Raw genomic sequence first — 19385 nt, 5'->3', positions numbered from 1 at the left:
GACATCAGGGAGACGCAACCTCAGCCGGTGGGCACGACGGGCGGGTGGGGTGGAGGAGGGTGGCGGGGAGGACCGATGCGCGTCGGGCTACACGGCCATCCCGTACACGATGGTGAAGAGCGTGCCGAGCGAGCCGATGATGAACACGCCCGTCAGCCCCGCGACGATGAGGCCCTTGCCCTGCTCCGCGCTGAAGGTGTCGCGCAGCGCCGTGGCACCGATGCGCTGCTTGGCCGCGCCCCAGATGGCGATGCCGAGGCACAGCAGAATGGCGACGGCCATCACCACCTCGATCATCACCTTGGCCTCGTTGCCCAGGCTGCCGAAGGGGCCCCAGTCCGGAGCGATCCCCCCGATGATGGTGTTGATGTCTCCCTCGTCAGCCGCAAAGAGCATGTAAGTCACCGCCCCTGTCGGGTAGTTCCGCACCCCCTGCGGACGTGCAGAGGTCAGGCCTCATTGTCGCCGACAATGGCGCCTTCGGATGTCGACTTGGCGTCATTGATTGGCGGATTTCGTATGAATAGCTTGCCACCGCCTCACATCTGCCGCTCAAGCAGGTGTGAAACGGGGCACGAAGTGTCGTATCGTCACTCTGTGTATCACGGCAGGTCACGCCGGGCAACGAGGCCGGAGCGAAACCTGCCGCCCGGTTCGGTCGTTAGGCCCTCTTCGCGCCTCGGTGGCGGAATCTGACGGGTGGACGGGTGAACAGGCGTGTTCCTGTTCGCCCGGTGACAGCCGCCGCGGCGGTGCGGCCTCTACACTGACGTCGGCCACGACTCCTGAACGGCAAGGGGCGGTTGACGGTGCGTAAGGCGTGGATCGCGGGGACCGTAGTCGTCGGCTCCGGTCTGTCGTTCGTGATGCTGCTCGTCGTGGGCGTCTACCTCGTCGCCGGAGACCTCGCGGGCGGCGCCGGCGGGGGGTCGAAGAGGCTGGCCCAGGGCTCCGTTCCCGCCGCGTACCAGCCGCTCGTGCAGAAGTGGGGCAATCTCTGCCCCGCCATCAACCCCGCGCTGCTCGCCGCCCAGCTCTACCAGGAGAGCGGCTTCAACCCGAGGGCGCAGAGCCACGCGGCGGCGCAGGGGATAGCGCAGTTCATCCCCGGGACGTGGGCCGCCCACGGGGTCGACGGGGACGGCGACGGCGACCGGGACGTGTGGGACCCGAACGACGCCATCCCGTCGGCGGCCTCCTACGACTGCTCCCTCGCGTCGTACGTGAAGGACGTGCCCGGCAACCCGACCGAGAACATGCTGGCCTCCTACAACGCGGGGGCCTATGCGGTGATCAAGTACCAGGGTGTCCCGCCGTACAAGGAGACGCAGAACTACGTCAAGGTGATCACGACCCTGGAGAAGAGCTTCGCCGCGCCCGAGACGCGGGTCGACCCCTCCGAGCAGGCCGCCGGGGCCATCGCCTACGCGCAGGAGAAGCTCGGCACGCTCTATCTGTGGGGCGGGAACGGGACGGCCGAGCAGGGTGGGCGTTTCGACTGCTCGGGGCTGACCAAGGCGGCGTACGAGAGTGTGGGGATCACGCTGCCCCGGGTCGCGAACGACCAGTACAACGCGGGGCCGCATCCGAGCCGGGACGAGTTGCTCCCCGGTGACCTGGTGTTCTTCTCCGATGATCTCACCAACTCCCGGGCCATCCGGCACGTGGGGATGTACGTCGGCGGCGGGTACATGATCAACGCGCCGCGGACGGGGGCGGTGATCCGGTTCGACCGGATCGACACCCCGGACTACTTCGGTGCCACCCGGGTCACCGAGGATGGCGCGAAAGCGCTGCCCACCACGGTGTGAATGCCATGGTTTGGACGCAGCGTGAACCCCAGCCCTGAGCTGCGACGACGTATCTCTCTTCGATAACGTCTGCGTGATCATTCAGTGGAGCGTGGAACGTAACTGCGGAGTCCGTGCGTTCCTGTTGACGTGTAGGTGTGCGGCGACGGACGGAGCCGGCGGATCTACGACCACGGGGGTGGCGGAAGAGGCGTGCGCAACGGCGCGCCGGACGACATGACGATAGGGGCCGCAGCACCATGGCTGGACTCGCCGAATCCGGGTCGAACCCCGACGTCGAGCTGCTCTACGACATCAACGGCCTGGCCAAGGACGCACCGCACTGGTTCGACCGGGTCATGGAGTTCGTGGGCGAGTACGGACTGCTGTTCGCGATCGTGCTGCTGGTGGTGTGGTGCTGGTGGTCCGTACGGCGGCGGGGCGGCGAGGACGCCGCCTCCGGCGTGGCGGCCCTGGCGTGGGCGCCGCTCGCGGCCGGTGTCGCGGTGCTGGTCAATGTGCCGATACGGGGCTTCGTCGAGCGGCCCCGGCCGTTCAAGACCCATGACGGGCTGGAGGTGCTCATCGAGGGGAAGAACGACTTCTCCTTCGTGAGCGATCACGCGACGCTCGTGATGGCGCTCGCCGTCGCGTTGTTCGTCGCCGACAGGAAGTTCGGGATCGCCGCGATCGTGCTCGCGGTGTTCGGCGGTTTCGCCCGGGTCTACATGGGCGTGCACTACCCGACGGACGTCGTCGGGGGCTTCGCCCTCGGTACGGCGGTCGCGCTGCTGCTGTCGCCGGTCGCCATGGCCCTGCTGACGCCGCTGACCCGGGCCGTCGAGCGGTCGCCCCGGGCGGGGTGGCTGGTCAGCGCGCGGGGGCGAGGCGAAGCCGCCGGGCAGGGCGCCGTGATCCCGGGGGCGCGCCAGGAGAATGCCGAGGCCGGGGAGCGGGATCTCGCCGCTTAGGGCTCCGCACAGGGTTGTGTGTGTCGCCGGAGCGCGTGCCGCCGGGCCCGTCCGTGCCGCCGGGCCCGTACGGCAGGGAGGTCAGGCCGACGCGTGGGTCTGCGCGTCCGTGCGGGCCTGGCTTCTCGCTCTGCGGGCCGGGCCGCGCCAGCCGCAGGTGCAGCGGGCCAGGCAGAAGGGGCCCTGTTCGACCGTCGTCGTGAGGTGTTCCGGGACTTCCTGGGGGGCTTCGAGACCGTCCTGCTGCGCCACACCGACCACGTTACCGGGGTCGCCCACCCCTCGTTAACCGGGACGGCAGAGGGTCCGGAACGGGCGTGACGGCTGGGGCAGGTGGCGATGGTCGAGTGGGAGAGGGCGCGGGAGAGGCGGGTGGGGAGGGCCGGCGGCCCCGCACTCGCCGGGGGCCTGATCTGTGCGTGCCTCGCCGCGAGCGCGTGCTCCGGGCAGGGGACCGCGGACCCGGGCGCCGGTGATCCGGTCGCCGTGCTGCACCGGGCCGCCGACCGGCTGGTGGCCGCCGGGAGCGCCAAGACGCGGACCGCGATGGAGATGGCCAGCGGCGGGACGCGGGTGACCATCCGGGGCGAGGGCGTGTACGACTTCGAGGGGCGGCGCGGGCGGCTGAAGGTGCGGCTGCCCCAGGACCCGGCGGGGACGAGCGAGCACCGGCCGATCACCGAACTGCTTGCGCCGGGTGCCCTGTACATGAAGAACCGGGGAGCCGGCGTGCCCGACGACAAGTGGGTGCGGGTGGAGACCGCCTCGATGTCCGACGGCAATCTGGTGACCGGCGGGGCGACGGACCCCCTCGCCGCCGCCGAGGTGCTGCGGGGAACGCGGGAGGCGGCGTACGTGGGGCGGACGGAGGTCGCGGGGACCGCCGTACGGCACTACCGGGGCACCGCCGATCTCGCGCGGGCGGCGCGGCGCGCGTCCGACGGCAACCGGGAGGCGCTGGCCGCGGCGGCCGAGGGGTTCGCCACCGCGGAGGTGCCGTTCGACGCCTACCTCGACGACGAGGGACGCATCCGCAAGCTCCGGCACCGCTTCAGCTTCTCCAACGGGCGGGACGAGGCCGACGTGGCCGTCGCCTCGACGACCCTGCTCTACGATTTCGGCGCCGCCGTCCGCGTACGGCTGCCCGAGGAGCGGGACATCTACGCCGGCCGGATCGCCGAGGGACCGGGCGAGGCGGGCGGGGGGCCCGGCGAGGGGGCGGACGGCAAGAACTAGCCCTTCCGTGCCATGCGCGTTGTGTGTGCCGCTCCCTACTCTAGGAAGCCGAGGAAGCCGGTGACGGCAGAGACGAGGTGACGGCGTGGCTCCGGTCGGCGGTACGGCAGTTCAGGACCACGTGGCCCTCGCCGAGATCGAGCTGTGCGGTGAGCTGATCATCGCGGCGTCGGCCGCCCGGGAGCGGCTCAGCCTGGAGAGCATCGACGAGGTGCTGCGGGTGGCCGAGGAGCGGCGGGCCGACCAGTAGGGGAAGGGCCGGGACCGGCCGGGAGGAGCAGGCCGGGGCCCCGGCGGCCCGGGCCGCGTGTCCGGTGGACCCGGGTCACGTGCGCAGCAGCCGGCCGATCGCCTTCGTCGCCTCCTCCACCTTGGCGTCGATCTCGGCGCCGCCCTTGACGGCCGCGTCGGCGACGCAGTGGCGCAGGTGCTCCTCCAGGAGTTGCAGCGCGAAGGACTGCAGGGCCTTGGTGGAGGCGGAGACCTGGGTGAGTATGTCGATGCAGTAGACGTCCTCGTCGACCATCCGCTGCAGGCCGCGGATCTGGCCCTCGATGCGGCGCAGGCGCTTGAGGTGCTCGGCCTTCTGCTGGTGGTAGCCGTGCACCCCGCGGTCGTGGTCGGTCAGGACGTCCGCGCCGCCGTCCGTCCCGTCCGTCGCATCCGTCCCGTTCGCTGTGTCTGTCCCGTTCGTCTTCACCGCGTCCACGGCGGGGGAGGGCGCGCCTGCGCCGGCCTCGGTGGTCGTCATCGCGTCCTCCTGTGGGGAGAGAGTGGGCCGGGACCGGGTGGATAGCGGACAAATACCCCTGGCGGGTATATCGTAACGAACTTTGCGGGGCAGCGGGTCCTGCGTGGAACCCCGGCAGCGGCCCCGGCGTCGCCCCCCTGCTCATCACTCTGCCTGATGGGCGACACTGGAGGACGGCCCGTTAGCCGTGGCCGGATGATGCGCCTAGCATCAGCCTGACCGAAACCGATGCACCCCGAGGACCCCACGTGCGCTTTCGTCTGACCCCCAGGGAGACGAGCTTCTACGACATGTTCGCCGCCTCCGCGGACAACATCGTCACGGGCTCCAAGCTCCTGATGGAACTGCTCGGGGCGGACGCATCCGCCCGGGCCGAGATCGCAGAGCGTATGCGGGCCGCCGAACACGCAGGTGACGACGCCACGCACGCGATCTTCCACCAGCTGAACTCCTCGTTCATCACGCCCTTCGACCGCGAGGACATCTACAACCTCGCCTCGTCCCTCGACGACATCATGGACTTCATGGAGGAGGCCGTCGACCTGGTCGTCCTCTACAACGTCGAGGATCTGCCCAAGGGCGTCGACCAGCAGATCGAGGTGCTGGCACGGGCCGCCGAGCTGACCGCCGAGGCCATGCCGAACCTGCGGACCATGGACAACCTCACCGAGTACTGGATCGAGGTCAACCGGCTGGAGAACCAGGCCGACCAGGTCCACCGCAAGCTGCTCGCCCACCTCTTCAACGGCACGTACGAGGCCATCGAGGTGCTGAAGCTGAAGCAGATCGTGGACGTTCTGGAAGAGGCGGCGGACGCCTTCGAGCACGTGGCGAACACGGTGGAGACCATCGCGGTCAAGGAGTCCTGACCCCTCCATGGAGACGTTTGCTCTGGTCGTGACCATCGGGGTCGCGCTCTTCTTCACGTACACCAACGGTTTCCACGATTCGGCCAACGCGATCGCCACGTCCGTGTCGACGCGTGCGCTGACGCCCCGGGCGGCGCTCGCGATGGCCGCCGTGATGAACCTCGCCGGCGCGTTCCTCGGCTCCGGCGTCGCCAAGACCGTCAGTGAGGGGCTGATCGAGACCCCCGAGGGCTCGAAGGGGATGGGCATCCTCTTCGCGGCGCTGGTGGGCGCCATCGTCTGGAACCTCATCACCTGGTACTTCGGCCTGCCCTCGTCCTCCTCGCACGCGCTGTTCGGCGGCATGGTCGGAGCGGCGCTGGCCGGGAGCACGACCGTGTACTGGGACGGGGTCGTCGACAAGGTCGTCATCCCGATGTTCGTGTCGCCGGTGGTCGGTCTCCTCGCCGGTTACCTGGTGATGACCGCGATCATGTGGATGTTCCGGCGGGCCAACCCGCACAAGGCGAAGCGGGGCTTCCGTATCGCGCAGACGGTGTCGGCGGCGGGCATGGCGCTGGGGCACGGCCTGCAGGACGCGCAGAAGACGATGGGCATCGTGGTGATGGCCCTGGTCATCGCCGACGTCGAGGACTACGGCGACCCGATCCCGGTGTGGGTGAAGATCGCCTGCGCGCTGATGCTCTCCGCCGGGACGTACGCGGGTGGCTGGCGGATCATGCGGACCCTGGGCCGCAAGATCATCGAGCTGGACCCGCCGCAGGGCTTCGCCGCGGAGACGACGGGGGCCTCGATCATGTTCGGGTCGGCGTTCCTCTTCCACGCGCCGATCTCCACGACGCACGTGATCACCTCGGCGATCATGGGTGTGGGCGCCACGAAGCGGGTGAACGCCGTGCGGTGGGGGGTCGCGAAGAACATCATCTTGGGGTGGTTCATCACGATGCCGGCCGCCGCGCTGGTGGCCGCGTGCTCGTTCTGGCTGGTCAACCTGGCGTTCCTGTAGCTGTAAGCCGTAGCCGTAGCCGTAGCCGTAGCCGTAGCCGTAGCCGTAGCCGTAGCCGTAGCCGTAGCCGCGGCCGTGCCGGGTGCGTTCGCTTCCGCCCGCAGCTGACAGGGCCCGCCCCCGGATTCGGGGGCGGGCCCTTTGTGCTCCTCGCGGTGGCACCGCCATGCAGCACCGCGAGGGGTCGGGGTGGGGCCTAGCCGAAGCGGCCCGAGATGTAGTCCTCCGTGGCCTGGACCGACGGGTTGGAGAAGATGCGCTCCGTCTCGTCGATCTCGATCAGCTTGCCGGGCTGGCCGACCGCCGCCAGGTTGAAGAACGCCGTACGGTCCGAGACGCGCGCCGCCTGCTGCATGTTGTGCGTCACGATGACGATCGTGAAGCGCTCCTTCAGCTCGCCGATCAGGTCCTCGATGGCGAGGGTGGAGATCGGGTCCAGGGCGGAGCAGGGCTCGTCCATGAGCAGGACGTTCGGCTCGACCGCGATCGCGCGGGCGATGCACAGGCGCTGCTGCTGGCCGCCGGAGAGGCCGGAGCCCGGCTTGTTCAGGCGGTCCTTCACCTCGTTCCAGAGGTTGGCGCCGCGCAGGGACTTCTCGACGACGTCGTCCAGTTCCGACTTCCTGAACTTGCCGTTGAGCTTCAGGCCGGCCGCGACGTTGTCGTACACCGACATGGTCGGGAACGGGTTCGGCCGCTGGAAGACCATGCCGACCTCGCGCCGCACGGCCACCGGGTCGATGCCGGCGCCGTAGAGGTTCTCGTCGTCGAGCATGACCTTGCCGTCGACGCGGCCGCCGGGCGTGACCTCGTGCATGCGGTTGAGCGTGCGCAGGAAGGTGGACTTGCCGCAGCCGGAGGGGCCGATGAAGGCCGTCACGGAGCGGGGCTCGACGGTCATCGAGATGTCCTCGATGGCCAGGAAGGAGCCGTAGTAGGCGTTGAGGCCGCTGACATCGATGCGCTTGGCCATGGGAATCACTGCTTCTTTCGGGTCGCTGACGGAGTACTGTCCGGGGCCGCGCGTCAGCGACCGGTCTTCGGGGCCTTCCAGCGCGCGATGCCGCGGGCCGCAAGGTTGAGGATCATGATGAACGCGATGAGCGTCAGGGCCGCCGCCCAGGCGCGGTCGTGTGCCGCGTCGTAGCCGGCGCCGTACTGCAGGTAGATGTACATCGGCAGGGACGCCTGGGGGTCCGAGAAGGGGTTCGTGTTGATGAAGTTCGTACCCCAGACCAGCAGCAGCACGGGAGCGGTCTCGCCGGTGATGCGGGCGATCGCGAGCATCACACCGGTGGTGATGCCGCCGACGGACGTCGGGACGACGACCTTGAGGATGGTGCGCCACTTGGGCACGCCCAGCGCCAGCGACGCCTCGCGCAGCTCGTTCGGGACGAGCTTGAGCATCTCCTCGGTGGAGCGGACGACGACCGGGATCATCAGGATGCACAGGGCCAGGGAGCCGGCGAAGCCGGAGTAGCCCATGTCCAGGATCACGATCCACAGGCTGAGGATGAACAGACCCGCGACGATCGAGGGGATGCCCGTCATGACGTCGACGAAGAAGGTGACGGCCTTGGCGAGCCTGCCGCGACCGTACTCGACCAGGTAGATCGCGGTCAGTACGCCGAGCGGCACGGAGATCGCGGTGGCGATGCCGACCTGCTGCACGGTTCCGAGCAGGGCGTGGTAGATGCCGCCGCCCGGCTCGGAGTCGGAGACGACGCCCATGGAGTGGCTCAGGAAGAAGCCGTCGAGGACCTTCACGCCCTGCTTGACGGTCTCCCAGACGAGGGAGGCCAGCGGGATGACGGCCAGCAGGAACGCGACCCAGACCATGCTGGTGGCGACCCGGTCCTTGGCCTGCCGCCCGCCCTCGATCTTGGCCGAGATGGCGTAGGAGCCGAGGACGAAGAGGACCGCGGCGATCAGGGCCCACTGGATGGAGCTGTGCAGGCCGGCCACGGCGCTGATGCCGAGGCCCAGGGCGACGGAACCCGCGGCGACCGCCCAGGGGAACCACTTGGGCAGGGTCGCACCGCGCAGCGAACTGCGCGGGCGCTCGGCCGGCTTGTCGGTGAGGGTTGCGTGGCTCATGCGTTGGCCCCCGAGTACTCCTTGCGGCGGGCGATGATCATCCGGGCCGCGCCGTTGACCAGCAGGGTGATGACGAAGAGCACCAGGCCGGACGCGATGAGGGCGTCCCGGCCCATGGGGGTGGCCTCGTTGAACTTGCTGGCGATGTTCTGGGCGAAGGTGCCGCCGCCCGGGTCGAGCAGGCTGGCGCTGATGTCGAAGGTCGGGGAGAGCACCATGGCGACGGCCATCGTCTCGCCGAGCGCGCGGCCGAGGCCGAGCATCGAGGCGGAGATGACGCCGGAGCGGCCGAAGGGCAGGACGGACATCCTGATGACCTCCCAGCGCGTGGCGCCGAGGGCCAGGGCCGCCTCCTCGTGCATCTGCGGGACCTGCCGGAAGACCTCGCGGCTGACGTTGGTGATGATCGGCAGGATCATGATCGCGAGCAGGATGCCGACGGTGAGCAGGGAGCGCGGTGCGCCGCCGTTCCACTCGAAGACGCCGGTCCAGCCCAGGTACTCGTCCAGCCAGCCGTAGAGCCCGTTCATGTGCGGCACGAGGACGAGCGCGCCCCACAGGCCGTACACGATCGAGGGCACGGCGGCGAGCAGGTCGATCACGTACCCGATGGTGCCGCCGAGGCGGCGCGGGGCGTAGTGCGTGATGAACAGGGCGATGCCGACCGCGATCGGGACCGCGATGGCCATGGCGACGATCGACGACACGACGGTGCCGAAGGCCAGGACCGCGATGCCGAACTCCGACGGGACGCCGCTCGGGTTCCACTCGAAGGTGGTGAAGAAGTTGGCCTCGTCCTCGCTGATCGCGATGGAGGCGCGGTAGGTGAGGAAGGCCGCGATGGCGGCCATGATGACCAGCACGAGGATGCCGGACCCACGGGACATCCCGAGGAAGATCCGGTCGCCGGGGCGGGTGACGCCGTGTGCGGCGCCGTCGTCCTGGGCCGCGGGGGGCTGGTGGGGTACGGGGGCTGGTGCCGGCTTCTGGGGGTCAGTGGTTATGTCCATCGGGTTCTCCGGTCTGCGGAGCCGCCGTGGTGGCGGCTCGGGCGGAGCCCGTCCGGATGGCGGGGGGCTCCTGGCGGCGGTGCACCGGACGGTGCGGTCCGGCCCCCGTGCCGGGGGCCGGACCGCACTCGGGTCAGCTCAGGCCCGAGATGGTCTCGCGGACCTTGGTGATGATCTCGGTGGGCATCGGGGCGTAGCCGGCGTCGGCGAGCAGGCCCTGACCCTCCTCCGAGGCGACGTAGTTCAGGAAGGACTTGGTGGCGGGCAGGCTGTCGGCCTTGTTGCCCTTGTCGCAGACGATCTCGTACGTGACGAGGACGAGCGGGTAGGCGCCGTCGGCGGACGGGGTGTAGTCCAGCTCCAGCGCGAGGTCCTTGCCGGTGCCGACGACCTTGGCCGCGCCGATGGCGGCGGTGGCGTTCTCGACGTTGGCCTCGACCGGCTCGGCGGCCTCGGTCTTGATGTCGACCGTCTTGATGCCGTCCTTGGCGTAGGACAGCTCGAAGTACGAGATCGCGCCGCTGGTCTGCTTCACCTGCTGGGCCACACCGGAGGACTGCGGAGCGGACTGGCCGCCCTTGGCCGCCCAGGCCTTGGCCGGCTCGTACTTCCAGTCGTCGGGCGCCGCGGCCTGCAGGTACTTGGTGAAGTTGTCCGTGGTGCCGGACTCGTCCGAGCGGTGGAAGGCCTGGATCTTCAGGTCGGGCAGCTTGGCGTCGGGGTTGAGCTCGGCGATCGCCGGGTCGTTCCAGTTGCTGATCTTGCTGTCGAAGATCTTGGCGAGCGTCGAGGCGTCCAGGACGAGCGTGTCGACACCCGGGACGTTGAAGCCGATGGCGATGGGGCCGCCGACCATCGGGAGGTCGATGCCCTGGCCGTCGGTGCAGACCTTCTTGGAGGCCTCGATCTCCTCGGGCTTCAGCGCCGAGTCCGAGCCGGCGAAGGCGGTCTGGCCCTGGGTGAACGCGGTGATACCGGCGCCCGAACCGTCGGGGCGGTAGTTGATCTGCACGTCCTTGCAGGCCGCGGTGTACTGCTTGACCCAGGCGTCGATCGCGTTCTTCTGGGCGGAGGAGCCGGAGGCCTGGAGCTGGCCCTTGGCGTCGTCGCACTGGACGTTGCTGTTGGTGGTCGCGGCGGCGTTGTCGCCGCTGCCGCTGTCGCTGCCGCCGGTGTCGTCGGAGCCGCACGCCGTGAGGGCCAGGGCGCCGGAGACGGCGAGAGCACCGAGAGCGAGGGCCCGCCGGTTCATGCGCTGAAGCTTCACTTGAGGGAGTTCCTTCCAGGAGCCGCCGTCCTGAATTCGGCGGCGTGCGGAGAAGACTGGGTGATACGGACGCGTTTTCGGGATGCGCCCCGTATCGGGTAAGGCCGAAATTAGGCAGAACAGGTGAAGCCGCCGATGGCCGTAAATGAACGCGGGGTGAACCCCTGTGGACGGTGTGGTGAGGTCACGGAACGCTTACGCCCAAGACACGGTGAGGTATCCGACGGGCGCGGGGCGCGAAGACGCGGGGAGGCCTGACGGTGCGGAGGGGGGCCTGACGGTGCGGAGGGAGGCCTGACGGTGCGGAGGTGGGGGCCTGACGGGGTGGAGGGGCCCCGGCGGGCGCGGAGGGGCCGGATGACGCGGAGGGCCTGACGGCACGGGGCCCGGCGGGCGCGGCGTGGGCCCCGACGGCGGGCGCGGTCGGCCGTCACGGTGGAGGCCTCTCCGGTGCCGGGCGGTGACGGAGGGCGTCCTGTCTGGCGCCGGACGGTCATGGACGGCGTTCTCTCCCGTCCCGGGTGGTCGTGGGAGGCGTTCTCTCCGGTCCCGGGTGGTCACGGGAGGAGTCCTGCCCGGTTCCGGGCGGACGCCGAGGGTGCCCGCTCGGTCGTCGGGGCCCGCCCTCGGCCGTTCCCCGTCGTCTCAGGCCGGCCCGAGGGTGGCCAGCAGCGCGTCCACGAGGGACCGGTCCCGGGGCTGGGTCAGCCGGGCGCCGGCTGCCGCGGGGTCCAGCCACAGGATGCGGTCGACCTCGTCGGACGGGGTGAAGGCGCCGGTGGTGGCCGCCGCCGCCCAGTAGCGGACCTCCTTGGGGCGGCCGTCCGCGAGGTAGCGCACGGTGGGCAACTCGGCGCCCGGCGCGGCGGCGTACCCCGTCTCCTCGGCGACCTCGCGCAGGGCGCCCGCGAGCGGGTCCTCGCCGGGCATGAGCTTGCCCTTCGGGTGCGACCAGTCGTCGTACTTCGGCCGGTGCACGAGGCAGAGTTCCAGGCCCGGCGGGCGAGGGGACCGGCGCCACAGGACGCAGCCGGCCGCGCGGATGGTGGGGGCGTTGGTGTCTTCGGCTCGGTTCACGGTGCGTCGGCGCCTCCTGTCCCTACGGCAGCCTGATCGGTTCCTTGCGCCAGCTGTGCTGGAACGCGTACCTCGCCGCCTCCACCTCATGCCGCTGGTCGGCGTGGAGCACGCCGAGCGCGTACGCCGTCGCCGGGGCGATGCGCGGCGTACGGGCGGCCTGGGCCGCGGCCGCGGCGGCCTCCGAGGCGTCGCGGTGACGGTCCAGGGCCTCGCCGGCGGCCAGGAGGCGGACGTCCGGGGACGCCTCCGGAGCCTCGGCGTCCTCGTCGGCGAGCACTTCGAGGGCGTACCGGTGCAGGCGCAGCAGCAGGCGGACCTGGTGCCACTGGGTGTCCTGGGGATGGGGTGCCGGGTCCGGGGAGAGGCCGTGGACCAGGGCCTGGGCGTTGTACGGGCTGCCCGCGGTGACGAGGGGGAGCGCGGCCACGGCGTCGGTCAGCCGGTCCGCGGCGGCGGTGGCCAGGGGACGCAGGTCGGTGGTGGGCGCGGTGGTGCTCCGCAGCGGGACCTCGCTGGCCAGCAGGGCGACCTTGTCGGCGACCGCGTGGAAGCGGCTGCTGCCCAGCGCCTGCAGGGCGGTGGAGTGCGCGCGGGTGCGGGCCAGGGTCAGCTGGCGGTCGAGCAGGGCGCCCGCCTTGGCCGCGCCCACGGTGAGGCTGCCCCGGTCCGGGGGCGACTGGTGGGGGGCGGGCACGGTGACGGCCACGGTCGCGGTCGCCGCGGTCCGGCCCGGCGGCTGCGCCGGGAACCCCGACGGCCCGGTCGCCCCCGACAGCCGGTGCAGGGCCTCCAGCAGGCGCTCCAGACGGGACGCGCACGCGTGCTCCAGGGCCAGCGTGCCGGACAGCCAGGCCAGCTCGGGGCGCATGGCCTCCGCCCAGTCGGCGTCCAGCAGGGGCTGGAAGGTGTGCAGGGTGCCGCTGAGGCGGCGGGCCGCCCGGCGCAGGGCGCGGACCGCGTCGACGGGGCCCGCGGGCGCGGGCGCCTTGGCGGAGCCGTGCGCGCCGTTCGCGCCCGTCTCCCGGTGCAGGCGCAGCGCGCGGAGGAACTCCGTGGCCTGGGCACGCAGGTAGCGCGCGAGGGCGTCCGCGTCCGCGGGTCGGAGCGGGCCGGCCACGGCGGCGGCGGCCGTGGCCGTCGTCGCCGGGTCCGTCGTCGTCGCCGTCGCCGTCGGGTCCGCCGCGGTCGCCGTCGTCGCCGTCGGGTCCGTCACCGCCGCCGTCGTCGCCGTCACCGTCGTCGGGTCCGTCGGGTCAAGGTGTCGCTGTGCCACGCCGGCGCCTCCGGGCGTCTATGAGCATCTCCTGGATGTTGCGCAGGGGCTGGCCGTCCGCGTCCGCCGCGTGCCGGGTCCACTCCCCGTCCGGGCCGAGGTGCCAGGACGCGGTGCCGTCGGACATGCCGGTCTCCAGCATCCGGTTGAGGGCAGCCCGGTGGGCCGGGTCGGTGACCCGGACCAGCGCCTCTATCCGGCGGTCGAGGTTGCGGTGCATCATGTCGGCGCTGCCGAACCAGACCTCCGGCTCGCCGCCGTTGCCGAAGGCGAAGACGCGCGAGTGTTCGAGGAAGCGGCCGAGGACCGACCGGACCCGGATGTTCTCCGACAGGCCCGCCACGCCCGGACGCAGCGCGCAGATGCCGCGCACCCACACGTCGACCGGGACGCCGGCCTGGGACGCGCGGTAGCACGCGTCGATCACGGCCTCGTCGACCATCGAGTTGACCTTGATGCGGATGGAGGCGGGGCGGCCCGCGCGGTGGTGCTGGATCTCCTTGTGGATACGGGAGACCAGACCGTCGCGCAGGGACTTGGGCGCGACGAGGAGGCGCCGGTAGGTCTCGCGGCGGGAGTAACCGGAGAGGCGGTTGAACAGGTCGGAGAGGTCCGCGCCGACCTGCGGGTCCGCGGTGAGCAGGCCCAGGTCCTCGTAGAGGCGGGCCGTCTTCGGGTGGTAGTTGCCGGTGCCGACGTGGCTGTAGCGGCGCAGCGTCTCGCCCTCCTGGCGGACGACCAGCGACAGCTTGCAGTGGGTCTTCAGGCCGACCAGCCCGTAGACGACGTGGCAGCCGGCCTCCTCCAGCTTGCGGGCCCACTTGATGTTCGCGTGCTCGTCGAAGCGGGCCTTGATCTCGACCAGGACGAGGACCTGCTTGCCGGACTCGGCCGCGTCGATGAGCGCGTCGACTATCGGGGAGTCGCCGGAGGTGCGGTAGAGCGTCTGCTTGATCGCGAGGACGTCGGGGTCGGCGGCGGCCTGCTCCAGGAAGGCCTGGACGGACGTCGAGAACGAGTCGTACGGGTGGTGCAGGAGGACGTCCCGGCTGCGGAGGGCCGCGAAGACGTCCGGCGCGGAGGCCGACTCGACCTCGGCGAGGTCGCGGTGGGTCCCGGCGACGAACTTCGGGTACTTCAGCTCGGGCCGGTCGAGGCCGTGGATGCGGAAGAGCCCGGTGAGGTCGAGGGGGCCGGGGAGAGGGTAGACCTCCGCCTCGCCGATCTTCAGCTCGCGGACGAGGAGGTCCAGGACCTCGCGGTCGACGCTCTCCTCGACCTCCAGGCGCACGGGCGGGCCGAAGCGGCGCCGCATGAGCTCCTTCTCCAGGGCCTGGAGGAGGTTCTCGGTGTCGTCCTCCTCCACCTCGAGGTCCTCGTTGCGGGTGAGGCGGAAGGCGTGGTGCTCCAGGACCTCCATGCCCGGGAACAGCTCTTCGAGGTGGGCGGCGATGACGTCCTCGAGGGGGACGTAGCGGCCCGGGGAGGCCTCCAGGAAGCGGGAGAGCAGCGGCGGGACCTTGACGCGGGCGAAGTGCCGGTGGCCCGTGACGGGGTTGCGGACGACCACCGCGAGGTTCAGGGAGAGGCCCGAGATGTACGGGAACGGGTGCGCCGGGTCGACCGCGAGCGGGGTGAGGACCGGGAAGATCTGGTGCCGGAAGAGGGTGAAGAGGCGGGCCTGCTCCTTCTCCGCCAGTTCGCTCCAGCGGACCAGGTGGATGCCCTCGTCGGCCAGGGCGGGCAGGACGTCCTCGTGGAAGCAGGCGGCGTGCCGGGCCATCAGCTCGCGGGAGCGGGCCCAGATCATCTCCAGGACCTCCCGCGGCTGGAGCCCGGAGGCGGAACGGGTGGCGACGCCGGTCGCGATACGGCGCTTGAGGCCGGCGACGCGGACCATGAAGAACTCGTCGAGGTTGCTGGCGAAGATCGCGAGGAAGTTGGCGCGCTCCAGGAGGGGCGTGCTCGGATCCTCGGCGAGCTCGAGCACACGTTCGTTGAACGCGAGCCAGCTGCGCTCGCGGTCCAGGAAGCGGCCCTGCGGGAGCCGGGCTCCCCCGGCCTGGGACTCCTCCGACTCCTCGTACGCGTCGAGGTCGGCGTCGATGTCGGGCTCCAGGTCGGAGACCGTCGCGGCCACGGTGTGCGGCCGGTGTGCGGCGATGGAGCCCACGGAGGGCTGCGTGTGCTGGATCTCTGCCCGGGTGTTCGGCTGCCTCATGAACCCATTCTTCCGCGCCACGCGCGGGACAGGCGCGTCGGAAGGCGCGGGATGCTCCGCTCCTGGTCGCTCTGGCACGGTCGGCGTCATTCCGTGAGCGTCGCAAGGCAGTCTGAATCAATGGTTACGGGGACATGACGTGTGGGATAGCGGCGGGCCTCCGGCAGTGGGCGCGGGCGGTGCGCCGTACGGCCGCGGGGCCGCGCGGCCGCCGGGGCGGGGGAAGCCGCCCGTCGCGGCAGGCGCCGCGGGTGGCCCTGGTCGCACCGCCGGCCGCGCTGTGGTGGACGGCCGTCCCGCTGCTCGCTCCCTCCGCGTCCCGGCCCCCTGCCGCCGGCGTCACCCTGGAGACGGGGGCGACGGGCGTCCTGGCGCTCACCGGGGCCGCGGCGGTCGTAGGGCTGACGGACGAGGCGCGTCCGGGGCCGGCGGTCACGGTGGCCCTGCTGCTCGCGGCCGTCCTCGCACGGCTGGTGGCGCCGGAGGACGGGGCGCTGTTCGCGGCGCCCGGCGATCCCCGGTGGCCGGCCGCGCACGACCGGTGGGCGGTGCCGCCGGCCGCGGCGGTGGCGGTGTGGGTGGCCTGCGGGCCGGAGCCGCTGGGGCGGCGGGGTCGCTGGGACGGTGGAGCCGTTGGGGCGGCGGGGCCGATGGCCGCGCGGGATCGCTGGGACGGCGGAGTGGCTGGGACGGTGGGGTCGCTGGGACGGTGGAGCCGCTGGGGCGGCGGGGTCGCTGGGACGGTGGAGCCGTTGGGGCGGCGGGGCCGATGGCCGCGCGGGATCGCTGGGACGGTGGGGCCGCTGGCCGCGCGGGGTCGCTGGGGCGGCGGGGCCGTTGGGGCGGTGGGGCCGATGGCCGCGCGGGGCCGTCGGACATCCCTGACCGCGCGGCTCAGGTCTCCGTGCGGTACATCAGGTCCGTCTCGTGGGTGACGAACCCCAGGCGTTCGTAGACGGACACCGCCGCCTTGTTGTCGGCGTCGACGTACAGCATCGCCGTGGGCAGCCCCCGTTCCGCCAGGTGCCGCAGGCCGATGGTGGTCAGGGCCTTGCCCAGGCCGCCGCCCTGGGTGTCCGGGCGGATGCCGACGACGTACACCTCACCGAGCCGCTCCTCGGCGTGCACCTTGGTCCAGTGGAAGCCGATCAGCACGCCGTCCCGCTCGGCCAGGAAGAACCCCGACGGGTCGAACCAGGCCTCTGCCATGCGGTCGTCGAGGTCCCGCTGGGTGAGCGAGCCCTGCTCGGGGTGGTGGGCGAAGGCGGCGGCGTTCACCGCGAGCCAGGCCGTGTCGTCCCGGCCGGGCACGAAGGTGCGGACGCTCACGCCCTCGGGCAGATGCGGGTCCGCCAGGTCCAGGCCGGCCAACGGGCGCCGCATCTGCCGCAGTTCCCGGAACAGGGTCAGCCCGAGCACCTGCGCGAGGTGCCGGGCGGCGGAGTGGCCGCCGTGCGCCCACACCCGCAGCCGCTTGCCGGAGGCGGCGAGCAGCGCGGCACCCAGCGCCCGCCCGTGCCCCCGGCCCCGGTGCGAGGGGTGGACGACCAGTTCGGCGGCCGGGGGTTCGATCGGGTCGGTGCCCTCCAACTGGGCGTAGCCCACGAGTTCGTCGCCGTCCCCGGAGAGCAGCAGGTGCGAGACGCCCTCCCGGGCGGGGCCGCGCAGTTGCAGCCGTCCCTGCTCGGACACGGCCTGCTGTCCGTCGCTCCGGGCGGCCTCGGCGAGCAGGGCGAGGACGGCCTCGGTCTGCTCCGGGGTGAGTTCGGCGAGGGTCTCGATCGAGCGGGGGCGGCCGGGCCGCACGGTGTCGTCGCTGGTCATGCGTACGAGGGTAAGGGGCGGGCGCGGCAAAGCGGCGGCAGTGGAGGAGGAGCGGGGTACACCAGGATGTAACCGGGAAACACCTGTCGCGCTACGCGCGTTGACTCTAGGCTGCTGCGCCGGCGAGCCGTCTCCTCAGCGGCTCGCGACACGCACACCCACAGGGGGGCGCATGCCAGCCACAGCACAGTCGCACCGACCGCGCCGCGGACGCCGTACGAACCGTCTCCTCGCCGTCGCCGCCACCGTCGTCACCGCCGGTGCGCTCGCCGCGGCGGCCCTGCCCGCGTCGGCGAGCGCGGACGGGAACCACCGGGGCCACGGCGGCCCCGGCCGCTACCAGGACGTCCAGCTTCTCTCCTTCAACGACCTGCACGGCAACCTGGAGCCGCCCGCCGGCTCCTCCGGCCGGGTCACCGAACTCCAGCACGACGGCACGACGGAGACGGTCGACGCGGGCGGTGTGGAGTACCTGGCCACCCACCTGCGCACGGCCCGCAAGGGCAACGCCTACTCGATCACCGCGGCGGGCGGCGACATGGTGGGCGCGTCCCCGCTCCTGTCCGGCCTCTTCCACGACGAGCCGACCATCGAGGCGCTGAACGCGCTCGACCTGGACGTGACGAGCGTCGGCAACCACGAGTTCGACGAGGGCGCCAAGGAACTGGCCCGCCTGCAGAACGGCGGCTGCCACCCCACCGAGGGCTGCTACACGGACAAGCGGTTCAAGGGCGCCGACTTCCCGTACCTGGCGGCGAACGTCCTGGACGAGAAGTCCGGCAAGCCCCTCCTGAAGCCCTACTGGGTGTGGAAGCAGAAGGGCGTCAAGGTCGGCTTCATCGGCGTGACCCTGGAGGGCACCCCGGACATCGTCTCGGCGGAGGGCGTCAAGGGCCTCTCCTTCAAGGACGAGGCCGAGACGATCAACAAGTACGCCAAGGTGCTCCAGCGCCAGGGCGTCAAGTCGATCGTCGCCCTGGTCCACGAGGGCGGCTTCCCGGCGTCCTCCTCCTACAACTACGACTGCGACTCCCCGGGCGCCGGCGACGGCATCTCCGGCCCGATCGCCGACATCGCCAGGAACGTCACGCCCGAGGTCGACGCGCTGGTCACCGGCCACACCCACGCGGCGTACGTCTGCACGATCCCCGACCCGGCGGGCAAGCCCCGCACGGTCACGTCGGCCGCGTCCTTCGGCCGCCTGTACACGGACACGACGCTGACGTACGACCGCCGCACCGGTGACATCGCCCGTACGGCCGTGCAGTCGGCGAACCACGTGGTGACGCGGGACGTCCCGAAGGCGCCGGACATGACCCGTCTGATCGACAGGTGGAGCACCCTCGCCGCCCCGATCGGCAACCGCCCCATCGGCTACATCTCCGGCGACGTCTCCCGCGACGGCACCGAGTCCCCGCTCGGCGACCTGATCGCCGACGCGCAACTGGCGTACGGCAGGACCCAGGACCCGGAGACCGACCTGGCCCTGATGAACCCCGGCGGTATCCGCGCGCCCCTCACCTACACCTCCACGAGCGGCGAGGGCGACGGCGTCGTCACGTACGCCGAGGGCTTCACCGTCCAGCCCTTCGCCAACACGGTGAACCTCAAGGACTACACGGGCGCCCAGCTGATCCAGGTCCTCAAGGAGCAGGTGAGCGGCCCGAACGAGGCGGCCCCGAAGATCCTCCAGGTCTCGTCCGGCCTCACCTACACCCTGGACCTGACCAGGTCCGGCGCGGACCGCGTCGTCACGGACTCCATCCGCCTGAACGGCGCCCCGATCGACCCGGCGGCCACCTACCGCGTCGCGTCGAACAGCTTCCTCGCGGGCGGCGGCGACGGCTTCGCGACCCTGGGCCAGGGCGCGAACGAACTGGTCGGAACGGACGACCTGACGGCGCTGGAGCAGTACCTGACCGCCAACTCGTCGGAGGCCGCGCCCCTCGCGCCGCCGGCGGCCGACCGGATCACGGTCGTGCGGTAGCCG

18 protein-coding genes are annotated in these 19385 nt (G+C 71.5%); 7 read left to right on the top strand and 11 right to left on the bottom strand.

The window, feature by feature from the left end; genetic code table 11:
- Positions 1-87: 87 nt before the first annotated feature.
- Positions 88-396 (bottom strand): hypothetical protein, encoded by a 309-nt coding sequence (locus tag ACVV2G_RS30655; RefSeq protein ID WP_031044159.1) that lies wholly within the window; start codon positions 394-396, stop codon positions 88-90.
- A 470-nt stretch (positions 397-866) separates the two neighbouring features.
- Between ACVV2G_RS30655 and ACVV2G_RS30650 the strand changes: the two genes are divergently transcribed.
- Entirely contained in the window at positions 867-1811 is a 945-nt protein-coding gene (locus ACVV2G_RS30650; protein WP_453846061.1) for a C40 family peptidase, read from the top strand.
- Positions 1812-2050: 239 nt separating this feature from the next.
- Complete coding sequence (locus ACVV2G_RS30645; protein WP_453846049.1) at positions 2051-2761, top strand: phosphatase PAP2 family protein; 711 nt, start codon at positions 2051-2053, stop codon at positions 2759-2761.
- Positions 2762-2842: 81 nt separating this feature from the next.
- On the opposite strand, the gene ACVV2G_RS30640 is transcribed toward ACVV2G_RS30645, so the two are convergent.
- Entirely contained in the window at positions 2843-3013 is a 171-nt protein-coding gene (locus ACVV2G_RS30640; RefSeq protein ID WP_453846048.1) for a hypothetical protein, read from the bottom strand.
- A gap of 87 nt (positions 3014-3100) precedes the next feature.
- Between ACVV2G_RS30640 and ACVV2G_RS30635 the strand changes: the two genes are divergently transcribed.
- Entirely contained in the window at positions 3101-3997 is an 897-nt protein-coding gene (locus tag ACVV2G_RS30635; protein WP_453846047.1) for an SCO4651 family lipoprotein, read from the top strand.
- 85 nt (positions 3998-4082) lie between these two features.
- Positions 4083-4247, top strand: a complete 165-nt coding sequence (locus ACVV2G_RS30630; protein WP_453846046.1) for a hypothetical protein — start codon at positions 4083-4085, stop codon at positions 4245-4247.
- A gap of 75 nt (positions 4248-4322) precedes the next feature.
- Here the strand turns inward: ACVV2G_RS30630 and ACVV2G_RS30625 are convergent, their stop codons facing one another.
- Positions 4323-4748, bottom strand: coding sequence for a metal-sensitive transcriptional regulator (locus tag ACVV2G_RS30625; protein WP_453846045.1), 426 nt, complete (start codon positions 4746-4748; stop codon positions 4323-4325).
- 248 nt (positions 4749-4996) lie between these two features.
- On the opposite strand from ACVV2G_RS30625, the gene ACVV2G_RS30620 reads away from it, so the two are divergent.
- Positions 4997-5617, top strand: a complete 621-nt coding sequence (locus tag ACVV2G_RS30620) for a DUF47 domain-containing protein (RefSeq protein ID WP_453846044.1) — start codon at positions 4997-4999, stop codon at positions 5615-5617.
- 7 nt (positions 5618-5624) lie between these two features.
- Positions 5625-6623 (top strand): low-affinity phosphate transporter PitH, encoded by a 999-nt coding sequence (gene pitH / locus ACVV2G_RS30615; protein WP_453846043.1) that lies wholly within the window; start codon positions 5625-5627, stop codon positions 6621-6623.
- Between the two features lie 196 nt (positions 6624-6819).
- Here pitH and pstB read toward each other — a convergent pair whose 3' ends face one another.
- The 8 genes from pstB to mshD form a co-directional block, all read right to left on the bottom strand.
- The gene (gene pstB / locus ACVV2G_RS30610; RefSeq protein WP_053133394.1) at positions 6820-7596 is read right to left on the bottom strand and encodes a phosphate ABC transporter ATP-binding protein PstB; all 777 of its coding nucleotides are present in this window, start codon (positions 7594-7596) and stop codon (positions 6820-6822) included.
- A 53-nt stretch (positions 7597-7649) separates the two neighbouring features.
- Positions 7650-8720 (bottom strand): phosphate ABC transporter permease PstA, encoded by a 1071-nt coding sequence (pstA, locus tag ACVV2G_RS30605; protein ID WP_453846042.1) that lies wholly within the window; start codon positions 8718-8720, stop codon positions 7650-7652.
- Positions 8717-9730, bottom strand: a complete 1014-nt coding sequence (pstC, locus tag ACVV2G_RS30600; RefSeq protein ID WP_453846041.1) for a phosphate ABC transporter permease subunit PstC — start codon at positions 9728-9730, stop codon at positions 8717-8719. The genes pstA and pstC overlap by 4 nt, the downstream gene beginning before the upstream one ends.
- A gap of 133 nt (positions 9731-9863) precedes the next feature.
- Positions 9864-10997, bottom strand: coding sequence for a phosphate ABC transporter substrate-binding protein PstS (gene pstS, locus ACVV2G_RS30595; protein WP_453846040.1), 1134 nt, complete (start codon positions 10995-10997; stop codon positions 9864-9866).
- 645 nt (positions 10998-11642) lie between these two features.
- Positions 11643-12074 carry an NUDIX hydrolase gene (locus tag ACVV2G_RS30590; protein WP_453846039.1) on the bottom strand — a complete coding sequence of 144 codons (432 nt, stop codon included), beginning with the start codon at positions 12072-12074 and terminating at the stop codon, positions 11643-11645.
- A 22-nt stretch (positions 12075-12096) separates the two neighbouring features.
- Positions 12097-13194 (bottom strand): CHAD domain-containing protein, encoded by a 1098-nt coding sequence (locus tag ACVV2G_RS30585; protein ID WP_453846060.1) that lies wholly within the window; start codon positions 13192-13194, stop codon positions 12097-12099.
- Positions 13195-13330: 136 nt separating this feature from the next.
- Positions 13331-15571 (bottom strand): RNA degradosome polyphosphate kinase, encoded by a 2241-nt coding sequence (locus ACVV2G_RS30580; RefSeq protein ID WP_453846038.1) that lies wholly within the window; start codon positions 15569-15571, stop codon positions 13331-13333.
- A gap of 894 nt (positions 15572-16465) precedes the next feature.
- Positions 16466-17395, bottom strand: coding sequence for a mycothiol synthase (mshD, locus tag ACVV2G_RS30575; protein ID WP_453846037.1), 930 nt, complete (start codon positions 17393-17395; stop codon positions 16466-16468).
- A 172-nt stretch (positions 17396-17567) separates the two neighbouring features.
- Here mshD and ACVV2G_RS30570 point away from each other — a divergent pair, with 172 nt between their 5' ends.
- Positions 17568-19382: a bifunctional metallophosphatase/5'-nucleotidase gene (locus tag ACVV2G_RS30570; RefSeq protein WP_453846036.1), complete on the top strand. Its 1815-nt coding sequence runs from the start codon at positions 17568-17570 to the stop codon at positions 19380-19382.
- The last annotated feature ends 3 nt before the right edge of the window (positions 19383-19385 follow it).

It is taken from the genome of Streptomyces sp. JK94 (assembly GCF_053613315.1).
This window is presented reverse-complemented; position numbering and strand designations above follow the sequence as displayed.